Consider the following 18,559-nt stretch of genomic DNA (forward strand, 5'->3'; position numbering starts at 1 on the left):
AGCATTAACAAATTGTGTTCGTTCGTACAAACCATAAAGAAACATATGCAACTAATATTGCTTCCACGCTAGATAGAGAAAGGAAGTAAGCGTGTTAAGCAAAAAGACTTTAGAGATGATAGAAAATCTTAGTGGACTAGAAAAGCAGTATTGCTTCGAACTTCTTACCAGACTAAAGAATTTGAATATGCGCGATTATTCCGACAGTGCTGTTTGTGCTGTAGCTTCTGCGTCAACAATGCCTATTAAAAAATAGGCATTGTTTAATAGGCGCATTCAAACTTTTATTCCAAATTTGTTTTAGGCTTTAGCCGGTTCAGATAATTCATCAGCTTCAGGCATTGCTTCGCGTGAAAGAGTATCTTCATAAGGTACTTTCCAGTCGGCTTCGTCGCTGGGGCGCGGTGTCATATTAGCTTCTATGCCATTTGCAGCTTTAAGCCGGCTAAAGTAGCTTTGAGTTTCGCGTGCAACCACACCAGACAGCACAATAAGAGCAATCATATTTGGTACAGCCATACAAGCATTAAAGATGTCGGCAATAGTCCATACAGCAGAAACGGTTAGATATGGACCAATGAATACGGCAGCAATGTAAAGCCAGCGGTACACCTTAACAGCTATCATAGAGCCGTTGGTGAAATACTCTAAACAGCGTTCGCCGTAATAATCCCATCCAAGTATGGTGGTAAATCCAAATAACGCTAAGCACAGCATTAAAATAAACGACACAATTGTTCCATCAATAAAACTCATGCCACTTTGGAACGCCGCTATAGTGACACCGGCGCCTTCCAAACCCGGTGTTAGATAAGCGCCTGACATAACGATTGCAAGACCTGTCATGCTGCAGACTATTATGGTATCTAGGAAAGTACCGGTCATAGAAATAAGACCTTGGCGCACGGGCTCGTTAGTACGTGCTGCGGCAGCGGCGATAGGGGCGGAACCCAAACCGGCTTCATTAGAGAAAATACCGCGAGCAATGCCCTTCTGCATGGCAATTATAATGGCACCTAGCATGCCGCCAGCTGCCGCCTGTAGACCAAATGCACTTTCAAAAATAGTTACGAATGCTGCTGGCAATTCGGTTATGTTGGCAAAAATTAGTATCAGAGAAAATACCACATAGATAATTACCATTGTAGGTATTACCTTTTCTGACACGCTAGCAATGCGGCGCAGTCCGCCTACAAGCACAAGACCAACAAGAAGCGCCAACACAAGAGAACTTATAACAACAGCCCAAGAATATTCCATGCCAAATAGCATTACAGTAGCTGTGTTATTAGGGTCGAAGAAATTCGTAATAGCGCCGGTAATAGAGTTTACTTGAGTGATTGTTCCGATGCCCATAAGTCCAGCACATAGTCCAAAGAACGCAAACAGTTTCGCAAGCCATTTCCAACGTGAACCCATGCCGCGCTCAATATAGTAAAACGGACCGCCTAACACATGACCATCTTTACGAATGCTGCGGAATTTAATAGCCAGCAATCCTTCGGAATATTTGGTAGCCATGCCAAATAAAGCAGCTAGCCACATCCAGAACAAAGCGCCCGGACCGCCAGCAACGATTGCGGTTGCTACGCCAACAATGTTTCCCGTACCGATAGTGGCTGATAGAGCTGTGCATAACGCTGCGAAGCTGCTAACTTCACCCTTGCCACCCTTTTCGTTTTTCAGCATGTAGCGCAAAGCGCGTGGTAGCTGCGAAAACTGCAAGCCTTTCAGCCTTACAGTTAATAGTAAGCCGCCGAATAGGATAAGTACCATTAAAGGTACACCCCAGACAAAGTCATCTATGATAGCCAAGATATTATCGAATGTTTCCACGTCTTCTCCTTCAACCTGTTTGCGCATTTTGCGCAGCCCATAAATATGAAGGAAAGCGTAGAGAGAACGCTGCGCGCGCGAAGCTAAAGCTTGTGCGCTGCTCTGTCCTTTTGCCTGAGAGTTTCAGCAGATGCTTTCTGCCTTGCCCCTTCGGCACCCACTTCCGTGGGATTCTCCAGAGGCCCCTTCGCGTCCTGTTTCTTGGCGATTCAAGACGTTTCAGCGGGGTGCGCTATGCAGCGTCAATTATAAGCATGCTGTTAAGCGTGCGTCTAGAACGTAACATTGAATTAACAATAGCCGTTCTTTATGGCGGGGTGAGTGGGGCTGTTGGGCTTTTTTGAACCAGCCCAAGCTCCAGACAACGTATGCATATTGTGATGCCGTTTAAGCTCTTCACGCGATTCGACGGTGTTATTCGGGCACCGTTTTGCATGTCCTGATATATTGACTATATACATATAAATACATATAGTATAAATATGATTAAATATGCATTTATAACATTCGAATGGGATGATGCCAAGGCGGAATCGAACCAAAAGAAACATGGTGTCTCTTTTACGGAAGCATCTACGGTATTCTATGATCCGTATGCAATCGTGGTCGATGACGAGCCACATTCCTACGACGAGGAAAGATTCATTATCGTTGGCGTTAGCGCCGTTGCTCATGTTCTGACGGTATGCCATTGTTACCGTCAGACCAATGAGGTGATTCGGATTATTTCTGCTCGCAAGGCAACAAAAAACGAAGAGAACAGCTATTGGAGGTATCGCAATGAAAGCTGAATACGATCTCTCGAAGGCGCGCCCTAATCCTTATATAGACAAATTGCGGCGTCCAGTAACACTGAATCTCGATACCTATGCGATCGACTACTTCAAGCGAGAAGCCGACCGTACGGGCATACCCTATCAGCGACTAATCAATATGTATCTTGTTCAGTGCGCCAGACAAGAAAAGCACGTCGAGTTCGTTTAAATATAGAGAAGTGCGAGACTTCGAAACACACTGAAACTTTGCTTTTAGTTTGATCGGGAAACTGTAGAATCTCGTGCATTCTTACGATAGTTTTCCATTTTAACTCTTCTACTCGCCTATATATGATAAGCCGCATTCGGTTGATAAAGCATTGAACGCAACTTCGGTAATTTCAGCCAGAAAAGATGAATCTTTGGTATTCAGATATTGATTCAGTAAAACGAGTCAAATCAATGCTCAATGAAAAAATCTTACAAATAGAGATACAACTTGAATCCATTAAACAAGAAGATTCTCCTATTGCCATCCTAGAAGCACCTAATACTATCGACGAAGTTAAAGATAACGATGTGAGTACAATTGAACTGAGTTCAAAGAAGCAAGTCAAGGTTATTTCCAGAAGTCTTAAATTTTTGAATAGATGTAGTGACGAGCTCGCAGAAATTATCTCTAAAAATATTTAGCAAATAGAATATGATTTTTCTACCACTCGTTAGATATGGTGTTGCAGATATCATATTGAAAATGATACCTGCAACAGTCAATTTCACTTAAGACACCTTGTGGAATCACTGTTGATTGCGGTTGCTACGCCAACAATGTTTCCCGTGCCGATAGTGGCTGATAGTGCTGTGCATAACGCTGCGAAGCTACTAACTTCACCCTTACCGCCTTTTTCGTTTTTCAGCATTTAGCGAAATATGTCTTCGTGTGTTCCGGTGCGCTGGAAATAGGCTATGCCGTCAGCTTCGCGCCAGACCAGTAACCAGTCTCCGGCGTTACAAATATGACATTCGTTTGAACCAGCCCAAGCGCCAGACAACGTATGCATATTGTGATGCCGTTTAAGCTCTTCACGCGATTCGACAGTGTTTTCCAGTATAAGAAATATGCATTCTTTAAGACGCTTCATGTCTCGGTGTTTTTTCTTATTGCGCTTTACGTCTCTATAAAAGATAGGTGAGTATGATGCACGAAGATTCATTTATATTCCTAAAGCTTCGAATAACTCTTCTGCAGAGTTATATACCTCAGCGCTACCGGTTGCTATCATTTTGTCGGTATCACGGATGGCTTGCATGCTCTCTTCGTTTGGCTCTTCGCTAACAAAATAGAGCGGGATGCTTTTGGTATGAGCCATTTGCGTCCAGAAAGCTCTAGTGGCAGTAGCTAAGTCTAAGCCATAATATTTTGCAACTTTCGAAGCCTCGTTTTTGATATCTTCATCTATTCGCACGGCATAAGTTGTAGTCATAATGTCTCGATTCAATATGTTTGCATGTGTTATATATTGTATCACGTGTGCAAACATTTTCCAACAGCTCCCTATCAAACATCTTTAACCATAGCTGCGGGTAGGGCTAATACCAACCTGTTTGCTAAAGCAACGAGGTAATTGAAAAATAAATCGCTAGCTGCTGCCATCGGTTTTTCTAATAGCGCGCTATCTGAACTTAGCGAAGCTAATTGTATTGTGAAAGACAACCTTTTTTGGTTTCATAAATAACGCTGCGCCGCACCAAAAAATAACACCGACCAACGCAGTAAACGCACTTCTAAGAAACAGGAGACAACATGGCAAAAAAGCATATTCCATACGATCAAAAATACTACGATCCAGAAATAGAATGCATGCCACGCCCACAGCTAGAAGCCATGCAACTTGAACGCTTGCAGCAAATGGTGAAGTACGCATACGAAAATACCGTCTACTACAAGCGCTCATTCGACGAAGCTGGCGTGTGCCCTGAAGACATCAAAACGCTTGCTGATATTCAGAAACTTCCATTTATCGACAAGAAAACAGAACGCGACACGCAACATGTAGGTAGCTTCTTCGGCGAAATGTGCAGCGTACCCGAAGAAGACGTAATCTTCATGGCAACAAGTAGCGGCAGCACGGGCGTACCTACAGTAAGCCCTTTCACGCAGGAAGACTTCGACCTGTGGCAAGACACCGAAGCGCGCCTGTTTTGGCAAGCGGGCATGCGCCCGAACGATCGCTACGTTCATGGACTGAACTTCGCGCTATACGTAGGCGGACCCGACGTAATAGGTGCACAGCGACTAGGTGCGCTGGCTATTTGGGTGGGTGCCGTTCCTAGCGACCGCCTTCTGTTTGTGCTGAAGCAGTACCAGCCTACAATTATCTGGACATCGCCATCGTATGCGTGGACGCTTGGCGAAAAAGCCAAAGAAAAAGGCTTCGACCCGCGTACCGACTTCAATATTCACACCATTATTGTGGCGGGAGAGCCGGGCGGCTCTATTAAAAGTACACGCGAAGCCATTGAAAACCTTTGGGGTGCAAAAGTTGTAGATTTCTTCGGTCTGTCTGACATATATGGCGCCTGTGCAGCTATGTGCGAAGCGAAGGACGGTTTGCACATTGTGGAAGACCAGATACTGGTAGAAACGGTAGACCCAGCTACAGGAGAGATTTTGCAACCGGGCGAAATGGGCGAACTGGTATACACAACGCTGTGCAAGAAAGCGCGTCCAATGATTCGTTTCCGCACAGGCGATATCGGCTATGTCTCTAACGACAAGTGCGAATGCGGGCGCACGCTAGCGCGCATCCATATAACTGGACGCAAAGACGAGATGTTTATTGTGGGCGCAGTAAATGTGTTCCCAACAGATATTGAATACGTTGTACGCGCCGAACGTGGACTTACCGGCGAATACAGCATTCGCGTATACGACGAAAATTTCACAACGCGCTATGAAGTGTCGGTAGAGCGTGCGCAGGGTTCTGATGAGCCGTTTGACGAAGTGGCGCGCCGCGTGGAAGGCGCATTAAAAGCGCACACTGGCGTGCGCCCGGCAAAGGTGTTGGTGTACGATGCTGGCAAGCTGGGAACTTCCAGCGAACACAAAGCTTCGCGATTTGTAGATGAAAGGAAGGCAAAGTAAATGTCTGTTACTTTTTCAATTTCTCAGCAGCATTATTTGTTCAGTGTACAAGCGTTTGCCCACACTATATTGTCGCTGGGCGGTGATGAATATTCGTATGCGCTGCGTGACCGCACCACGGCTGGCGTTTTGGAAGACGTGGCAAATGGCACAAGCGAGCTAGGTGTTATAGTGCAAACAAGCGATACGGCAGCTGAACTTGATGCAGCTATAGCCGATGCGGGGCTACAATTTGTAAAACTGGCAGAAAGTGCACCTCGCGTTGCATTGCCGGTAAGCCATCCGCTTTCAAACGCTTCCAAACTTTCGCTTAACGATTTATCGGGTTGGCCCTACATCTGCTTTGATCAAGGCGACGATGCGCCACTTGCATTCGCAGAAGAAGCACTTGCTGGCGTTGCGCGAAACAAAGTTGTGAAATGCACCGACCGCGCTTCGCTTTCCGAACTTGCTACTGCGCTAAATGGCTACACCGTAACAAGCGGAATATTGGTGGGAATTGCCGATGGCTCAAGCTTAACTACAGTGGAGTTGGAAACAGATGTGAAGCTTCATTTGGGCTATGTGTGTCGCACAGACGAACCACTTAGCGAAACGGGGCATCGATATGTGGATAAACTAACGAGAGGGCTGGCTCTTTACGCTCGGTCGTAGCGCATGCATGATAGAATTGTTTGCGTGCCCCTGTAGCTCAATGGATAGAGCACTGGTCTCCTAAACCGGGTGTGCAGGTTCGATTCCTGTCAGGGGCACCATTTCCTTCATTTCGCAATACTGAACATGAACCGCTAAATTGCACAAATTTCTGTTCATTTTTTGTTATAAAAAACCACCTTGCATTCCTGCTTTTGATTGATAGTATGACATCAATAAATGGTAGCGTGCGTCGGCAAATGTGGGCGCACATGGACGCAAGGAAAAACGGTGCTAGAGATAAAAGATCTTGTATTTGAAGTGCCTGCTACAAACGGCACTGGCGAAAAGAAGCGCATTATTGACAACTTGTCGCTTACAGTAAACGACGACAAATTCATAGTTATAACTGGTCCGAATGGTGGCGGCAAATCTACCCTAGCTAAGCTAATAATGGGTATTGAAAAGCCCACTTCGGGCACAATTCTATTCAATGGTGAAGATATAACCGGCATGTCAGTTACCGAACGTGCCCGCTTGGGCATTGGTTACGCTTTTCAGCAGCCTGCGCGCTTCAAAGGTATGAAAGTGAAAAAGCTGCTAGATATAGCATCGGGCAAAAAGCTGCCTATGTTAGCGTGCAACGAATATCTATCGAAAGTTGGTCTGTGCTCAGCCAGCTATTTAACGCGCGAAGTGGATAAAAGTCTGTCAGGTGGCGAAGTGAAGCGTATTGAAATAGCCACCATTTTGGCACGCGACCCGAAACTTGCCATTTATGACGAGCCAGAAGCTGGCATAGACCTATGGAGCTTCGACCGTCTTACCGAGACATTCCGCGACATACACGAAGCTAAAGGCGGACGTTCTATTGTGATAATTTCGCATCAGGAACGCATAATTCAGCTGGCAGACGAAATAATGGTACTGGCGGATGGCAAAGTAAGCGAAACCGGCACACCCAGCGAAATAATTCCCAAACTTGGTCTTATCTCAAAAGGAATGAACGGCTGCCAGTTAACCGAACCTACCGAGCTGCATCTAACCGAAATTCCTACCACTTGCTAGGCGAAGGCGGAAGAAAAGGCGAAGACAGAAGCAGCACAATCAAAATTCGCAATTAATTGACCAACGTAGTTTCTACATAAGGAGAAAAAATGGCTAATGAGCTTTCATCTATAGATATGAATCTTTTAGCAGAAATAGCCAACATACACGGCATGCCAAAAGGCGCGGTCAACATTCGTAAAGATGGCGAATTGGTGGAGCGCCATTCGTCGGCAAACATAGAGATATCCACCAAGACCGACCACCCCGGCATAGATATACATATTGCACCCGGTACGCGCGGAGAAACTGTACATATTCCAGTCATAGTAACTATGGCGGGCGTGAAAGATGTGGTGTACAACACCTTCTACATTGGAGACGACTGCGACGTAAATATAATAGCCGGATGTGGCATTCATAATTCTGGCGACGAAGCGTCCGAACACGACGGCATACACACTTTTTATTGCGGAAAAAATTCACGTGTACGTTATATTGAAAAACACTACGGCGAAGGCGAAGGTACGGGAGAGCGCATCTTGAATCCTGTTACCAACGTAATAATGGAGGAAGGTTCCCAATGCGAAATGGAGTTGGTACAGCTGCGCGGGGTTACATCTACCGTGCGCGACACCAACGCTGAACTTGCTGCCGGAGCTAAGTTGGTGCTAACGGAAAAACTGCTTACGCACGACAATCAGACAGCCACTTCGAATATGAAAGTAGAACTTAAAGGCGAAGACTCCAGTGTGCAGGTTATATCGCGCTCGGTAGCGCAAGACAATTCAGTTCAGGTGTTCAACCCGCTAGTAATAGGCGAGACGGCATGCCGCGGGCATGTGCAATGCGATGCCATAATTATGGGAAACGCAAAGGTTAAAGCTATTCCGGGAATAGAAGCTGCTAGTGAAGATGCCATGCTAGTACATGAAGCAGCCATAGGTAAAATAGCTGGCGATCAAATAGTTAAACTGACAACACTAGGTCTTACGGAAGAAGAAGCTGAACAGGAAATACTTGACGACTTCTTGAATTAACCAAACTAAAAGCCCCTCTGTGTTAGAGGGGCTTCGTTGGTTTGTGAGTCTGTATTTGATAGCCTAAACTTGGTCGGGATGAGTGTTTGCGCTGGCAGAAACTGTGGGATCGGTAATCCAGTCGCTTGCATAGCGTGCGGTCCAATGACCAAGAGCGCGGAACGTTAACAAGTATTGGAATGCAGTGGCAAAGCATCCAATGATGTAGCAAATTAGAATAGCTGGAATCAACGTGCCAATTATTGCTAAAGCTGCAGCTATAATTTCGGGTGTGTAATAGCTTTCAGGTGAGTAATATCCGCTGTAAGAATAAGCATCGCTATAGTAGCTAGTCATGGCAAGGCTCATAATGTCGCCGCCTACAAACAGGGCTGCTATTCCTATGATAACAACCGTTATAACGCACACGCACGCCGCTATGATAAGAGCAGGCACAATGCTTATGCATAAAAGCGATCCGGGGCTGCGCTTAAATGCTGTCCATATGGCGCTAAAGTCAAAACCTGCGCCTAGTCTGTCAGCCAGCGCGGTGCGCATGAGTGCCGCATCCAGAAACATTTCTACGAAAAAGGCTATAGCAATGCCGGCGATCCAGCCCAGCAGAGGTACTATGCTCAATATTCCGGCTACGATGCTACCTACTAGACCAAATACTAACGACAGCAAGAACCAGAATGCGCCGTTTACAAAGCCACGGTTTACGAAAATACCCTTCGGCATAGGTGCTATTTTTCCCATGGGAAGTTGGCGAGCCCAACGCATGCAATAACCGGGAACAATCCAGTTAAGAATGGGGACTATGTTAATAAGCCCAAGCAACAGTGTGTGACCAAACCAGCCCTCGCTGTGTTTTATATCATCCCATGCGCTAGATATGCAGCCTTTCTTGTAAACCTGTGCAGCGGGTTGCTGATATGTTGCTTGCGCGGTGGGTTGTGGCTGCGGTTGTGCAGTTGGCTGCTGTGCAGCTGCTGCCTGCGGCTGCGATTGCGGTTGTGCGGCGGCAGGCTGTGCTTGCGCTGCTGCCTGCGCTGCAGGTTGTTGCGGCGTTTGCGCCTCCGCATTTGCCGGTTTTGGCAATTCCGCGCTACAGCTATAGCAAACTGCATTGCCATCTGGGTTTTCTTTTCCGCATTTTGGACAGAACATAGTACTTCTCCTTTTATAGTTGCGGGCGCTATTGCAGCGCCTTTATCACCTTATCGGCTGCTTCCGTTATGGAAAGTCCATCAACGTTAACTGTTATATCTGCATATTTTTCGTACAGCGGTATGCGCTCTTCGTATAAATCGGCAAGACTCATCCCGCGCGCACGACGCATAACAACACCGCGCTCATCAAAGCCGGGGAAGCGGCTTTCCAACTCTTCTAATTCAACTTTAAGGTAGACTACGCGACCGTTTTTTGCCAAATGCTGCATACCTTCGTGCGAATATATAGCCGAACCCCCTGTAGAAATAATAGCGCGCTTAAATTCCAGATCTGCCAAAACTTTGCCTTCAACCTCTATAAATCCATCAGGACCCAGCGTGTCAATCAATCGTTGCAAGGTTTTGTCGCAGCGCTGCTGAATTATAAGATCGGCGTCAACGAATTCGTAGTTCAGAATTTTCGCCAACACAACTCCGATAGTAGATTTCCCTACACCGGGCATGCCTATAAGCACTATGTTATTGCGAGTTTGCTCGGTGGAATTCTCGTGCATTCTGCCCTCCTTCAGTATGCGCGTTCTGTGTTTCTTCCCGTTATTGTTGCGCGACGGTTTTGCGATTTCACGCATGGTCAATATTACACGTTATTTTGACCTTTCTAAACAGTTTGGATTTTCTGAAATCGAAACGTTAGTTTTCCGTGACGGCTTTTTTAGCGGAAAGGCTTCAGACAGCACTATAGCGCAGAAGATAAGGACAAAACCTATAACTAACGGCACTGTAAGAGTTTCTCCATATAGCGCTACGCTGAAAGCAACTCCGAACACCGATTCAAGCGACAGAAGCAGCGAGGCTTGTGACGGGTGGATATATTTTAGGGCTGTGTTTTGAAAAACCATAGCTACGCAGGTGCAAGCAACAATTAGATATGCCATGTTTGCAAAATATGCAGGCGGTATGGCAGCGAAGTTGGGCATGGGTTCAGTGGCTGCGCCCACTACAATGCCTAGTGCTCCGCTAACCCAAAACTGATAGACGGTTAGCACAATTGCGTCGCGATTTTTTGCAAGCACGGCGGTAGCTACAATGTGTGCGCCGAAGAAAAAGCCGCCTATTATTGTCATGAAATCGCCGAATCCCACTGATAGCGTATCGCCTGAAAGCGACACAAATCCCACGCCGGTTATGCACAATGCTGCAGCTGCAAGATTGTAGCGTGTTGGGCGCTTGCGGGTAACGAACCAGAACATGAATGGTACCAGCACACAATAAATATCGGTTAGAAAAGCATTTTTGCCCGGGGTGGTAAAGTTCAGTCCCACTGTTTGAGCCCAGTATGCCGCAAAAATTAGCGCACCTAAAATAGAGCCTGCGCGCAGCGATTCTGCGTTTAAGGCGTGTCGCATGCGCTTCGCAAACACAAGTGTCAGCAAAAGTGCTGTGAGCAGGAAGCGCACGCCAATTAACCATGAGGGTGGGAAAGCGTCTATGGTGTCTTTCATGACCACAAACGAGCTGCCCCAAATAAGTGCGGCGGCGGCGCACATTAGTTTATATACAAATGGAGGCAGGGGCTGCATGCGCGACATATTATGAATCACCCAATTTGGCGCTTTGCTGGTCGGTGGCATTTTCCAGCGCCAAGGCTAAAGCTGTGCCTTTTGGCGTGCGTCTTGGTATGTAGTTTGCGCACACGCCTATACATATTCCAGTAATAAGGAATGCGGCAAATGTTAGCCAATTCCCAAATACGATAGCTGCGATTGCGGAAAGCGCTATGAATACCAAGGCGACAATGGCAAGCACTTTCTGAGCTTTGAAGCTGCGCATGTCAAATAAGTTGGCTTCTTGCAGGCGTTTTGTTGTGTTGTCGGGATTGATTTCGTTTTCGGCTATATGATTCCACGAGTTAAAGCGCGCTAGCATTTCGCTGTCGGAGGTTATTGATGCTATTTCTGCATCGGTTAGCGCGGGCAGTTTGTCGCGATGTTTTTCGCGACCAAGCACCATGTATGTTGCGCCCGATGCAATTAGCGCTGCAGCGCATACAGCCAATGCGGCTATATTCATACTTAGCGTATTTACGACATTGTTGCTCCAAGTGTCGGTCCACGATTCTTCTTCGGTGCGGGCATTGTCTAACCGTGTGCCCGAATAGGCTTGCTTTGCTTCTACCGTCAGATTTGGTAGCCACGTTACCGGAAAAATAATATGTGCGTTTGCGTATTGTCCCTTTGGAATGTATGGCACTTTGTAGGTAATGGTGCCGTCTGTTCCTATATCGAATTCGCCGATTGCTCCGTGTCCCCAAGCTAGTACTGTTTTGTCCGGGGTTATGGTGGCGCTTTCCGGAACTGGTAGCTGCACCGTTGCTATAAGATTATGCGTTTCTGTGTCATTGCGTGCGGGGGCGTAATCCCAATATATTTCTGCCACATCGTCATAGGCGGCTATTGCATTTTCAACTGAGTAGTCTATTTCAAAAATTGTACGGTTGGTGGTGGGTTGGAAGAAAGCATATAGCGCATGTTGGCGATCGTCTAATGCCCATGAGTTATCTGCGGGGAAGACAGGCGCGCTTTCGCCTGTTTTTTGGGGTGTTTGCGAATCGGCGTATTCTTTTTTCATGTTTCCGCCGGAATCTTTAACGGCTTCGCGCCAATCGGAATTAAAAGTTACTTGAGAGAGCGTAATCCAATCGCCTTCGACGGTGTTTTCTTCATTAACTTTCGCCATGCGAACTGAGGATACGTTTATTTTTGCGTCTTCGGGGAAGCCGGTGAACGACCAGCGTAATGTGTCGTATTCGCCGTTGAACGCGAATACGCGATGTTCAATTATGTGCATAGTGCCTGTTGTTTGCACTTGGGCGGTTATGTCTACGCTGGGGTTTTCTAAGGCGGGCTCTGCTGCTATAGCGGAGAGCGGCATGGCGAGCGAAAGCATTAGCGCAAGCGCTGCTGTCAGCGCTGTTGTTATGGTTGCTTTCAATATGTCGAAGTTAGGACCCAATGTTTCTCTGCGTTCTCCGTTTGTGAAGTTTTGTAATGGTTTCATTATAAACATGCAGCGTAGTTTATTGACCCGCAGGCTTTGCTCGGGTAACATGCAGGGTTACATGCGGAGGAGTGACCGAGAGGCCGAAGGTGCTCGCCTGCTAAGTGAGTAAGCCCCAAAAGGGCTTCTAGGGTTCGAATCCCTACTCCTCCGCCAGACCTACCTATTTCGCGAACAGCACTATACAGGCGTTTCTTTTATCTCACCCAACTCGTATAACTTGAAAAACGCTGATTTTCGTTCGGTTGTTCCCAAAATGCTCCCAAAAACGAAGCAGCCACAAAACCGCCAAATTCGTGGTAACACTATTGGCAACACAAAAAGCACCGTTTCTCAAAGTTCGCCCAGCTAGAAGCGCATTTTCAAATACTCATTTAGCCAACATCCACCATCAACGCATTTCTGATATCTTCCCAGCTAACAGGCGCATAATCATTGGTATCAACGCCAACATCCCAAATCATACGCCTTTTCTCCATGTTCGAAAGATTATATTCAGACCCGTTATGGCTATGCCCATGCAAATGAATCGAGCCATAATGCATGCCGTTCCATTGGGTAATCGGATAATGCATAAGGCAGATGCGCCGACCGTCTAATCTCAACTCTCTGTAGTCGCTAACCTCGGTGAAGATATTGCTGTCCGTCCAATCCCTATCGTGATTGCCCCTCAAAAGTCGTATATCTCTGCACTTAATACGCTGCAACCACTTCTCTGCTTCACGGCGGCTAATCCGGTACGAAACATTTCCTAAGATCCACAACGTATCACTGACAGCCACACGGCGATTGATGTTCTCAATCAACTGCGCGTTCATATCCTTAACATCACAGAATGGACGAGAGCAAATATCCAACACCGCCCGATGCCCTAAATGCAAATCACTTGTAAAGAATACCGTCATAGCAACCGACCTTAAAACCCCTAAGCCCAATCCTCGAAACCCTCGCCGAGACGAGAAGACAACCCATTATCAACCCGATAAACCGCATCTACAAATAATCTTCGAGGTCAACAATGGAACGATAAAGAACAGTATGGCGGCTGTTTATGTCGCAGTCTCTGTGAAAATGGCCGCAGAACCAATGCCTATATTGCAGCTTGTCCTCTAACTCGTCCAAGAAGTCCGTCAGTTTGTCGCTGACAGCACCAACGCCAATAAAGCCCTTATCGCCTATGGCTTCTGCGAGATAGCGCGTCGCACAGGTGTGCGAGAGGACGAAATCGATGCGCCAATCGCAACGAGCAAGGTTCTTCCTCGCATTGGCGTATTCAGCTTCGTCCGGTATTTCCTCTGGGAACCATGTCCCCCAACTCTGCTGTATCGCCTTGTCTATCGACTGCGCACCGCCCATGCAGAAGAACGAATAACCGCCTATGTCGTAGACCTCACCGCGCATGAGATGGACAATATTCTCGTATCTCGGATAACGGTGAACCGCTCCACCATGCCATTTCTCAACTTTTAGATGATTGAGATAGTCGAAGCGCTCATGGTTGCCGTCGATGAAAAGGGTGGTCCAAGGCTTAGCCGCCAAGGAGCGCAAATCATGGTCGCTATCAAACAAGTCCGAGGGCATCCCAAAATCGCCGAGGACAATCAGACAATCATCCCTCGTCAACTCCGCGCCCTCGGGGAAGTTCCAGACCTCGAAGCGGTCGAAGTCCTCGCTTCCGACCATGCCGTGGGTATCGCCAGTGAGATAGACAGCCATGACGGTCAATCGGAGCAGTCAGGCAAACTCGCCAGATAGTCATCTAACTCCTCAAGCAAATTGGGATATCGACCCTTCCCGGTATCACGGAGGGCTACGGCTTCTGCAATGAAGTCCTCCAAGCGTTCAACCTCCCGACGATGCATCTCATATGGCAGGTCTTTCATGCTATACACCTTGTCACTCACATCGTCGTGAACAAAAAGGTTGCCATGCTCGTCCATCGCGATGTTGACCTTATTCATGCTCCCACCAACGACCCTTCTATGTAGTCACTGACATATTGTCCGCTTCCGAGAACGACACGCTTTGTCGGGTTCATAGACTCGTAGTACGTTATGAAATAGGCGAAGTCACCATAAAAAACCTCGATGAAGGACTGCGCATTTCCCCTGTCCTTGTATCGCTGCAAATACTCATCGGCCAAATCCGCACGGGGATAGACCAGCGTGTAAGGCTGGTAACCGCCATTGAAGCATTCTGCTTCAAAAGTAACCATCACAGGAATAATAGGCGGCGCGAGAACGAAGCGGTACTCACTGCTTCGCTGAACCTCGGACAAATAGTGATAGTAGTTCATCGGCCACTCGTCGCATATGTCGCTCTCGCAGCAAGGCGAAGCCTTCAACCTCTCCGCTTCAAGCAGGGAATGAGCGCATATAGGCTTCTTGTACTTGAATCGACCAATCCTCGCATCAAGCACGCCGTCAAAACCACCTGCATAGGTCTTGCCCGTACCGGGATAGGCGAAAACCACTTCACATTCACCGGAACGCTTAAATTGAACAGAAGTCATAACCAACCCTTTCAACAAGCCTCCTATTGATGGAGTTACATTCTCGATAGATGCCAAGAACGTTGCCAAAGGATGCGCACTCAACTAAACCACCCAGCATCCTGCAAGGTGAACGGCGCTTTTCCTTGCAGGACTAGCAGGGAAATCCTTATTCCTCCACCACAATCCCAACAGCGCTCGAAGAAATTGCGGTATTCGCTGATAATGTAGAACAAAGCCATTTCCTTATCAATCGCCTTGTTGTGCTTTTTTGTAAAAAATGAAGAGATCGGCTTACGCCGATCTCTTCATGAGAGAGGAGAAAACAATAGAACTTATTGCGCTTTTGCCACTTTAGCGAGGAAGCGCTCCTTGCAAAATCTCACTCAATTCAGCATCTGTAAGGTCTTTGTTGTACATCGTCTTGTAGTAAGCTTTCGTAACGTCTTCGATGCTGTTGTTGAACTTGTCAGGATAGAGCAGGCGAGGCAGCCACTGCATGCCCATCAACTGATTCACGGTGGGGGGATTGTTCATCCAGCACCATGGATTGTTCGGTACTTCATAGAAATTGTTGTTGGCGATGGCTGCGATGCCACTCCATGCCGGATCGCTGCCTACAGTGTCGTAGATGCTGCCTTTTTGGAAGATAATCAACTCCGGATTCCAAACAGCAATTTGCTCAAGGCTGACTTCGTTGCCATTGCCCTTACCGGAAACATCGTCTACTACAACTACATTATTCGCAACCATGTCAATGACCTGCGCTTGGAAGGAAGTCTTTGCAATGGCGTTTAGCCCGTTCTCGCCAAGTAGATATGCCATGTTTACACGTTCAGATTCGGGGATTGTGTCCATCGTGCTCTTCACTTCGTCATAAACGCGGGTGCAATATTTGGAAAGCTCGTTGCCGCGCTCTTCCATTCCGAGAAGTTCGCCGAGCGTTTTGTAAGCTGCGCCGTAGTCTTCGAGATAAGCCTCAACGAAAACGACGGGGATGCCGAGCTGCTCCTGAAGCGCATCAAGGCTTTCCTGCGTGTCCTTCTTTGCTTCGCCAGTGTCGATGATGACCTGCGGATCAGCGGCGGCAACCGCCTCGCGATTGAGGTCGTCCTTCGCACCGAGTACTGCACCGAAGACCGGGTAATCCTTGAACTTTTCACCGAAGATAGCGAGCTGGTCATCGCTAAGCGGCTGAGATAGACCTACCATCTTGTCCGGCGCCATGGTGAGTAGAACCTGCTGTGCGGTATGACCCGATGGACATATCCTCTCGATGTTCGCCGGCAGCTCCACCTCGCGCCCAAGTGAATCTGTGAACATACGCGTTTCTGGCTGCGCCTGAACTGCTTGGCTGCTGGATGCCTGATTGTTTGATGTGCAGCCTGCGAGAGCAACGGTTCCCATACATAGTGCACCGACGCACAGCAGCGCGGTCGCCCCTCTCAAAACTGACTTCTTAGATATTCGCATCGATCCCATCCTTTCCAATTTCTTCTCGATTGCGTTTTATCTCTTTAACGGGCACGCACACGCGTACCTTGTCGCCATAAAGGGAATTGACCTCTACATCTATGCTGTAAAGACCGCTGATAAGCTTCGACGTAATGACGTTATATGGAGAGCCGTAAGCGGCTACGCGACCCTCTTTGATGACAAGTGTTTTGTCGGAATAGAGGAATGCGTGGTCGGGATTGTGGGTTGATTGCACGATTGAGAGGCCTTCTCGAGCAAGCTGTCGAACGCATGAGAGCACGCGCATGGTGTTCCCGTAATCAAGTGCACTTGTGGGTTCGTCCATAACGATGGTGTTTGCATTCTGCGCGAGCGCTCGCGCCACTAAGACGAGCTGCTGTTCGCCGCCAGAAAGATGCGTGTACATGCGATGCGCGAAATTCTCAATACCGACGCGTTCTAGCGCTTCATACGCACGGCTACGCTGGCTGCAGCCGGGATTACTTAGCATTTTCAGATCGGCGCCGGTTGCCATGAGCACTACATCGAGCACTTCGTAGTCGTATACGGGTGCGTGCGACTGCGGAATGTATGACACTTCTTTGGCGCGCTCGCGAATAGAAAGATTCTTGATGTTCTTGCCATTCACTTCGATTATGCCATCGTAATTGCTGTTTAGACCCAAGATGCAGCGGAACAAGGTGGACTTTCCTACGCCGTTTGGTCCGAGCACGTTCACAAGCGTGCCATCGGGGATGTCGAACGTCAGGTCGTGCAGTACCTCATGGTTGCTGTATGCGAACGTAAGATTCTTCACCGATATGCTCATATGCGCTTCCTTCTAGTAATGAGATAGAGGAAGAATGGTGCGCCGACAAATGCGGTGAGGATGCCGATTGGGATTTCGGCGGTAGTTGCTAGGCGTGCGATATCGTCAACAAGCAGGAGAAAGCCTGCGCCCATTAGCATGGATGCTGGGATTAGCTTGCGATAGTCGGCGCCGACAAGCATGCGACAAAGATGTGGAATGACGAGTCCGACCCAGCCAATCGTGCCAGTGACGGATACGCATGCCGCCGTAAGGAATGTGGCGGAAACTATAACGACAATTCGGATGCGACGGGCGTTCACTCCCATTGTGGATGCCTCGTCGTCGCCCATGGTAAGGATGTTAATTCGCCAACGCAATGCGAAAAGAACCGCACATCCGATGAATAGGATTGGGAACACGGTTGCCACCTGCGACATCTTCGCGCCGGTAAGGCTTCCCATTAGCCAGTATGTGATATCGGCAAGTTCATCAGAAGGATCGGCAACCAGTTTGCAGTACGAAACAGCCGCTTGAAAAAGCGAGCTTACCATGACTCCTGCAAGCACTACCACCATCATATGGTTTCCCTTTGCGCGAGCGCTTATCAGCAGAACTATCAATACGGTAAGGAGCGCAAAGCAGAAAGCGGACACCGATACCACTGCAGCGGTAAAACCTAGCAGGATCGCGATAGCTGCACCAAATGCAGCTCCTTGGCTTGCGCCTAGAATATCTGGTGAAACCAGCGGGTTTTGGAAGGTGCCTTGGTATGCGGCGCCAGCAACAGAAAGACAGCAGCCCACCATAAGTGCGAGCAAGATGCGAGGGAGACGCACATTAAAGAAAAGAGTGGACTGCTGCTCTGTCCAAGTTACATCTAGCGGAATGATGCAGCTAATCAGCATTGCAACTGCCTGACCGGGGTCGATAGGGTATCTTCCCAGCATGAGCGAGATGGCGGCAAGCATCACCATGAAGATAGCCAGTCCGAGAATGATGACATCGGCATGCGTACTCAACTTAGAGCGGCGCTTACAGACCTCAACTTCCTTGCCATGCTTCTTTTCGGCAGACTGGGTTTGCATGTATTATCCTTACAAGGGATTAATCTAATATAAGTATTATACTCATTTATAGA

22 protein-coding genes, 2 tRNA genes, 1 pseudogene and 1 riboswitch are annotated in these 18,559 nt (G+C 47.8%); of the genes and pseudogenes, 10 read left to right on the top strand and 15 right to left on the bottom strand.

Features of this window, described 5'->3' with window-relative positions; all coding sequences use genetic code 11:
- Positions 1-91 precede the first annotated feature (91 nt).
- Positions 92-256, top strand: coding sequence for a hypothetical protein (locus G7Y37_RS06355; protein WP_165062641.1), 165 nt, complete (start codon positions 92-94; stop codon positions 254-256).
- Between the two features lie 44 nt (positions 257-300).
- Here G7Y37_RS06355 and G7Y37_RS06360 read toward each other — a convergent pair whose 3' ends face one another.
- Complete coding sequence (locus tag G7Y37_RS06360) at positions 301-1,836, bottom strand: sodium:alanine symporter family protein (protein WP_255463958.1); 1,536 nt, start codon at positions 1,834-1,836, stop codon at positions 301-303.
- Positions 1,837-1,928: 92 nt separating this feature from the next.
- Positions 1,929-2,025, bottom strand: a riboswitch (glycine riboswitch).
- 293 nt (positions 2,026-2,318) lie between these two features.
- Here G7Y37_RS06360 and G7Y37_RS06365 point away from each other — a divergent pair.
- The 3 genes from G7Y37_RS06365 to G7Y37_RS06370 all read left to right on the top strand — a co-directional run bounded on the left by G7Y37_RS06365 (position 2,319) and on the right by G7Y37_RS06370 (position 3,284).
- On the top strand, positions 2,319-2,627 hold the full coding sequence (locus G7Y37_RS06365; protein ID WP_165062643.1) for a BrnT family toxin: 309 nt from the start codon (positions 2,319-2,321) through the stop codon (positions 2,625-2,627).
- Entirely contained in the window at positions 2,617-2,820 is a 204-nt protein-coding gene (locus G7Y37_RS09135) for a CopG family antitoxin (RefSeq protein ID WP_165253891.1), read from the top strand. The genes G7Y37_RS06365 and G7Y37_RS09135 overlap by 11 nt, the downstream gene beginning before the upstream one ends.
- A gap of 185 nt (positions 2,821-3,005) precedes the next feature.
- Positions 3,006-3,284, top strand: a complete 279-nt coding sequence (locus G7Y37_RS06370) for a hypothetical protein (protein ID WP_165062644.1) — start codon at positions 3,006-3,008, stop codon at positions 3,282-3,284.
- 113 nt (positions 3,285-3,397) lie between these two features.
- On the opposite strand, the pseudogene G7Y37_RS09270 reads toward G7Y37_RS06370, so the two are convergent.
- The 3 genes and pseudogenes from G7Y37_RS09270 to G7Y37_RS06385 form a co-directional block, all read right to left on the bottom strand.
- Positions 3,398-3,511: pseudogene (locus G7Y37_RS09270) on the bottom strand (alanine:cation symporter family protein); the annotation flags it as partial.
- Complete coding sequence (locus G7Y37_RS06380; RefSeq protein ID WP_165062645.1) at positions 3,512-3,805, bottom strand: type II toxin-antitoxin system YafQ family toxin; 294 nt, start codon at positions 3,803-3,805, stop codon at positions 3,512-3,514.
- Complete coding sequence (locus G7Y37_RS06385) at positions 3,806-4,132, bottom strand: type II toxin-antitoxin system RelB/DinJ family antitoxin (protein WP_206214117.1); 327 nt, start codon at positions 4,130-4,132, stop codon at positions 3,806-3,808. It lies immediately after the preceding gene.
- Between the two features lie 263 nt (positions 4,133-4,395).
- Here G7Y37_RS06385 and G7Y37_RS06390 point away from each other — a divergent pair, with 263 nt between their 5' ends.
- The 5 genes from G7Y37_RS06390 (at position 4,396) to G7Y37_RS06410 (ending at position 8,456) form a co-directional block, all read left to right on the top strand.
- The gene (locus tag G7Y37_RS06390; RefSeq protein WP_165062646.1) at positions 4,396-5,736 is read left to right on the top strand and encodes a phenylacetate--CoA ligase family protein; all 1,341 of its coding nucleotides are present in this window, start codon (positions 4,396-4,398) and stop codon (positions 5,734-5,736) included.
- A complete protein-coding gene (locus tag G7Y37_RS06395) occupies positions 5,737-6,390 on the top strand; it encodes a LysR family transcriptional regulator substrate-binding protein (RefSeq protein WP_165062647.1) in 654 nt (217 codons plus the stop codon).
- Positions 6,391-6,416: 26 nt separating this feature from the next.
- Positions 6,417-6,491: transfer RNA gene (locus G7Y37_RS06400), tRNA-Arg, on the top strand.
- Between the two features lie 169 nt (positions 6,492-6,660).
- Positions 6,661-7,437: an ABC transporter ATP-binding protein gene (locus tag G7Y37_RS06405; RefSeq protein ID WP_165062648.1), complete on the top strand. Its 777-nt coding sequence runs from the start codon at positions 6,661-6,663 to the stop codon at positions 7,435-7,437.
- A gap of 89 nt (positions 7,438-7,526) precedes the next feature.
- On the top strand, positions 7,527-8,456 hold the full coding sequence (locus G7Y37_RS06410) for a SufD family Fe-S cluster assembly protein (RefSeq protein ID WP_165062649.1): 930 nt from the start codon (positions 7,527-7,529) through the stop codon (positions 8,454-8,456).
- 63 nt (positions 8,457-8,519) lie between these two features.
- Here G7Y37_RS06410 and G7Y37_RS06415 read toward each other — a convergent pair whose 3' ends face one another.
- The 4 genes from G7Y37_RS06415 to G7Y37_RS06430 all read right to left on the bottom strand — a co-directional run bounded on the left by G7Y37_RS06415 (position 8,520) and on the right by G7Y37_RS06430 (position 12,664).
- A complete protein-coding gene (locus G7Y37_RS06415) occupies positions 8,520-9,605 on the bottom strand; it encodes a DUF4013 domain-containing protein (protein WP_165062650.1) in 1,086 nt (361 codons plus the stop codon).
- 28 nt (positions 9,606-9,633) lie between these two features.
- The gene (locus G7Y37_RS06420; RefSeq protein ID WP_165062651.1) at positions 9,634-10,161 is read right to left on the bottom strand and encodes a shikimate kinase; all 528 of its coding nucleotides are present in this window, start codon (positions 10,159-10,161) and stop codon (positions 9,634-9,636) included.
- Positions 10,162-10,251: 90 nt separating this feature from the next.
- Positions 10,252-11,196, bottom strand: a complete 945-nt coding sequence (locus tag G7Y37_RS06425; protein ID WP_206214118.1) for a DMT family transporter — start codon at positions 11,194-11,196, stop codon at positions 10,252-10,254.
- A gap of 1 nt (position 11,197) precedes the next feature.
- Entirely contained in the window at positions 11,198-12,664 is a 1,467-nt protein-coding gene (locus G7Y37_RS06430) for a DUF2207 domain-containing protein (protein WP_165062652.1), read from the bottom strand.
- Between the two features lie 65 nt (positions 12,665-12,729).
- Here G7Y37_RS06430 and G7Y37_RS06435 point away from each other — a divergent pair.
- Positions 12,730-12,820, top strand: a tRNA-Ser gene (locus tag G7Y37_RS06435).
- A gap of 218 nt (positions 12,821-13,038) precedes the next feature.
- On the opposite strand, the gene G7Y37_RS06440 is transcribed toward G7Y37_RS06435, so the two are convergent.
- From G7Y37_RS06440 to G7Y37_RS06470, 7 genes are all read right to left on the bottom strand, one after another.
- Positions 13,039-13,569, bottom strand: a complete 531-nt coding sequence (locus G7Y37_RS06440; RefSeq protein ID WP_165062653.1) for a metallophosphoesterase family protein — start codon at positions 13,567-13,569, stop codon at positions 13,039-13,041.
- An 88-nt stretch (positions 13,570-13,657) separates the two neighbouring features.
- A complete protein-coding gene (locus tag G7Y37_RS06445) occupies positions 13,658-14,380 on the bottom strand; it encodes a metallophosphoesterase (protein ID WP_165062654.1) in 723 nt (240 codons plus the stop codon).
- Positions 14,381-14,385: 5 nt separating this feature from the next.
- On the bottom strand, positions 14,386-14,625 hold the full coding sequence (locus G7Y37_RS06450) for a hypothetical protein (RefSeq protein WP_165062655.1): 240 nt from the start codon (positions 14,623-14,625) through the stop codon (positions 14,386-14,388).
- Complete coding sequence (locus G7Y37_RS06455; RefSeq protein WP_165062656.1) at positions 14,622-15,176, bottom strand: hypothetical protein; 555 nt, start codon at positions 15,174-15,176, stop codon at positions 14,622-14,624. Before G7Y37_RS06455 ends, G7Y37_RS06450 begins: the two co-directional genes overlap by 4 nt.
- 333 nt (positions 15,177-15,509) lie before the next feature.
- A complete protein-coding gene (locus G7Y37_RS06460) occupies positions 15,510-16,628 on the bottom strand; it encodes an ABC transporter substrate-binding protein (protein WP_241156041.1) in 1,119 nt (372 codons plus the stop codon).
- Positions 16,615-17,439, bottom strand: a complete 825-nt coding sequence (locus tag G7Y37_RS06465) for an ABC transporter ATP-binding protein (RefSeq protein WP_165062658.1) — start codon at positions 17,437-17,439, stop codon at positions 16,615-16,617. Before G7Y37_RS06465 ends, G7Y37_RS06460 begins: the two co-directional genes overlap by 14 nt.
- On the bottom strand, positions 17,436-18,506 hold the full coding sequence (locus G7Y37_RS06470) for an iron ABC transporter permease (RefSeq protein ID WP_165062659.1): 1,071 nt from the start codon (positions 18,504-18,506) through the stop codon (positions 17,436-17,438). The genes G7Y37_RS06465 and G7Y37_RS06470 overlap by 4 nt, the downstream gene beginning before the upstream one ends.
- Between the last annotated feature and the right edge of the window lie 53 nt (positions 18,507-18,559).

Source organism: Adlercreutzia sp. ZJ154 (genome assembly GCF_011039055.1).
GTDB lineage: Bacteria > Actinomycetota > Coriobacteriia > Coriobacteriales > Eggerthellaceae > Adlercreutzia_A.

What these genes read in the sequence shown, in the direction of transcription:
- G7Y37_RS06385 (WP_206214117.1), bottom strand. Translation starts at nt 4,132, where the DNA reads ATGTTTGCACACGTGATACAATATATAACACATGCAAACATATTGAAT.
- G7Y37_RS06470 (WP_165062659.1), bottom strand. Translation starts at nt 18,506, where the DNA reads ATGCAAACCCAGTCTGCCGAAAAGAAGCATGGCAAGGAAGTTGAGGTC.
- G7Y37_RS09135 (WP_165253891.1), top strand. Translation starts at nt 2,617, where the DNA reads ATGAAAGCTGAATACGATCTCTCGAAGGCGCGCCCTAATCCTTATATA.
- G7Y37_RS06455 (WP_165062656.1), bottom strand. Translation starts at nt 15,176, where the DNA reads ATGACTTCTGTTCAATTTAAGCGTTCCGGTGAATGTGAAGTGGTTTTC.
- G7Y37_RS06440 (WP_165062653.1), bottom strand. Translation starts at nt 13,569, where the DNA reads ATGACGGTATTCTTTACAAGTGATTTGCATTTAGGGCATCGGGCGGTG.
- G7Y37_RS06465 (WP_165062658.1), bottom strand. Translation starts at nt 17,439, where the DNA reads ATGAGCATATCGGTGAAGAATCTTACGTTCGCATACAGCAACCATGAG.
- G7Y37_RS06445 (WP_165062654.1), bottom strand. Translation starts at nt 14,380, where the DNA reads ATGGCTGTCTATCTCACTGGCGATACCCACGGCATGGTCGGAAGCGAG.
- G7Y37_RS06395 (WP_165062647.1), top strand. Translation starts at nt 5,737, where the DNA reads ATGTCTGTTACTTTTTCAATTTCTCAGCAGCATTATTTGTTCAGTGTA.
- G7Y37_RS06420 (WP_165062651.1), bottom strand. Translation starts at nt 10,161, where the DNA reads ATGCACGAGAATTCCACCGAGCAAACTCGCAATAACATAGTGCTTATA.
- G7Y37_RS06450 (WP_165062655.1), bottom strand. Translation starts at nt 14,625, where the DNA reads ATGAATAAGGTCAACATCGCGATGGACGAGCATGGCAACCTTTTTGTT.
- G7Y37_RS06380 (WP_165062645.1), bottom strand. Translation starts at nt 3,805, where the DNA reads ATGAATCTTCGTGCATCATACTCACCTATCTTTTATAGAGACGTAAAG.
- G7Y37_RS06410 (WP_165062649.1), top strand. Translation starts at nt 7,527, where the DNA reads ATGGCTAATGAGCTTTCATCTATAGATATGAATCTTTTAGCAGAAATA.
- G7Y37_RS06415 (WP_165062650.1), bottom strand. Translation starts at nt 9,605, where the DNA reads ATGTTCTGTCCAAAATGCGGAAAAGAAAACCCAGATGGCAATGCAGTT.
- G7Y37_RS06425 (WP_206214118.1), bottom strand. Translation starts at nt 11,196, where the DNA reads ATGTCGCGCATGCAGCCCCTGCCTCCATTTGTATATAAACTAATGTGC.
- G7Y37_RS06390 (WP_165062646.1), top strand. Translation starts at nt 4,396, where the DNA reads ATGGCAAAAAAGCATATTCCATACGATCAAAAATACTACGATCCAGAA.
- G7Y37_RS06460 (WP_241156041.1), bottom strand. Translation starts at nt 16,628, where the DNA reads ATGCGAATATCTAAGAAGTCAGTTTTGAGAGGGGCGACCGCGCTGCTG.
- G7Y37_RS06430 (WP_165062652.1), bottom strand. Translation starts at nt 12,664, where the DNA reads ATGAAACCATTACAAAACTTCACAAACGGAGAACGCAGAGAAACATTG.
- G7Y37_RS06370 (WP_165062644.1), top strand. Translation starts at nt 3,006, where the DNA reads ATGAATCTTTGGTATTCAGATATTGATTCAGTAAAACGAGTCAAATCA.
- G7Y37_RS06365 (WP_165062643.1), top strand. Translation starts at nt 2,319, where the DNA reads ATGATTAAATATGCATTTATAACATTCGAATGGGATGATGCCAAGGCG.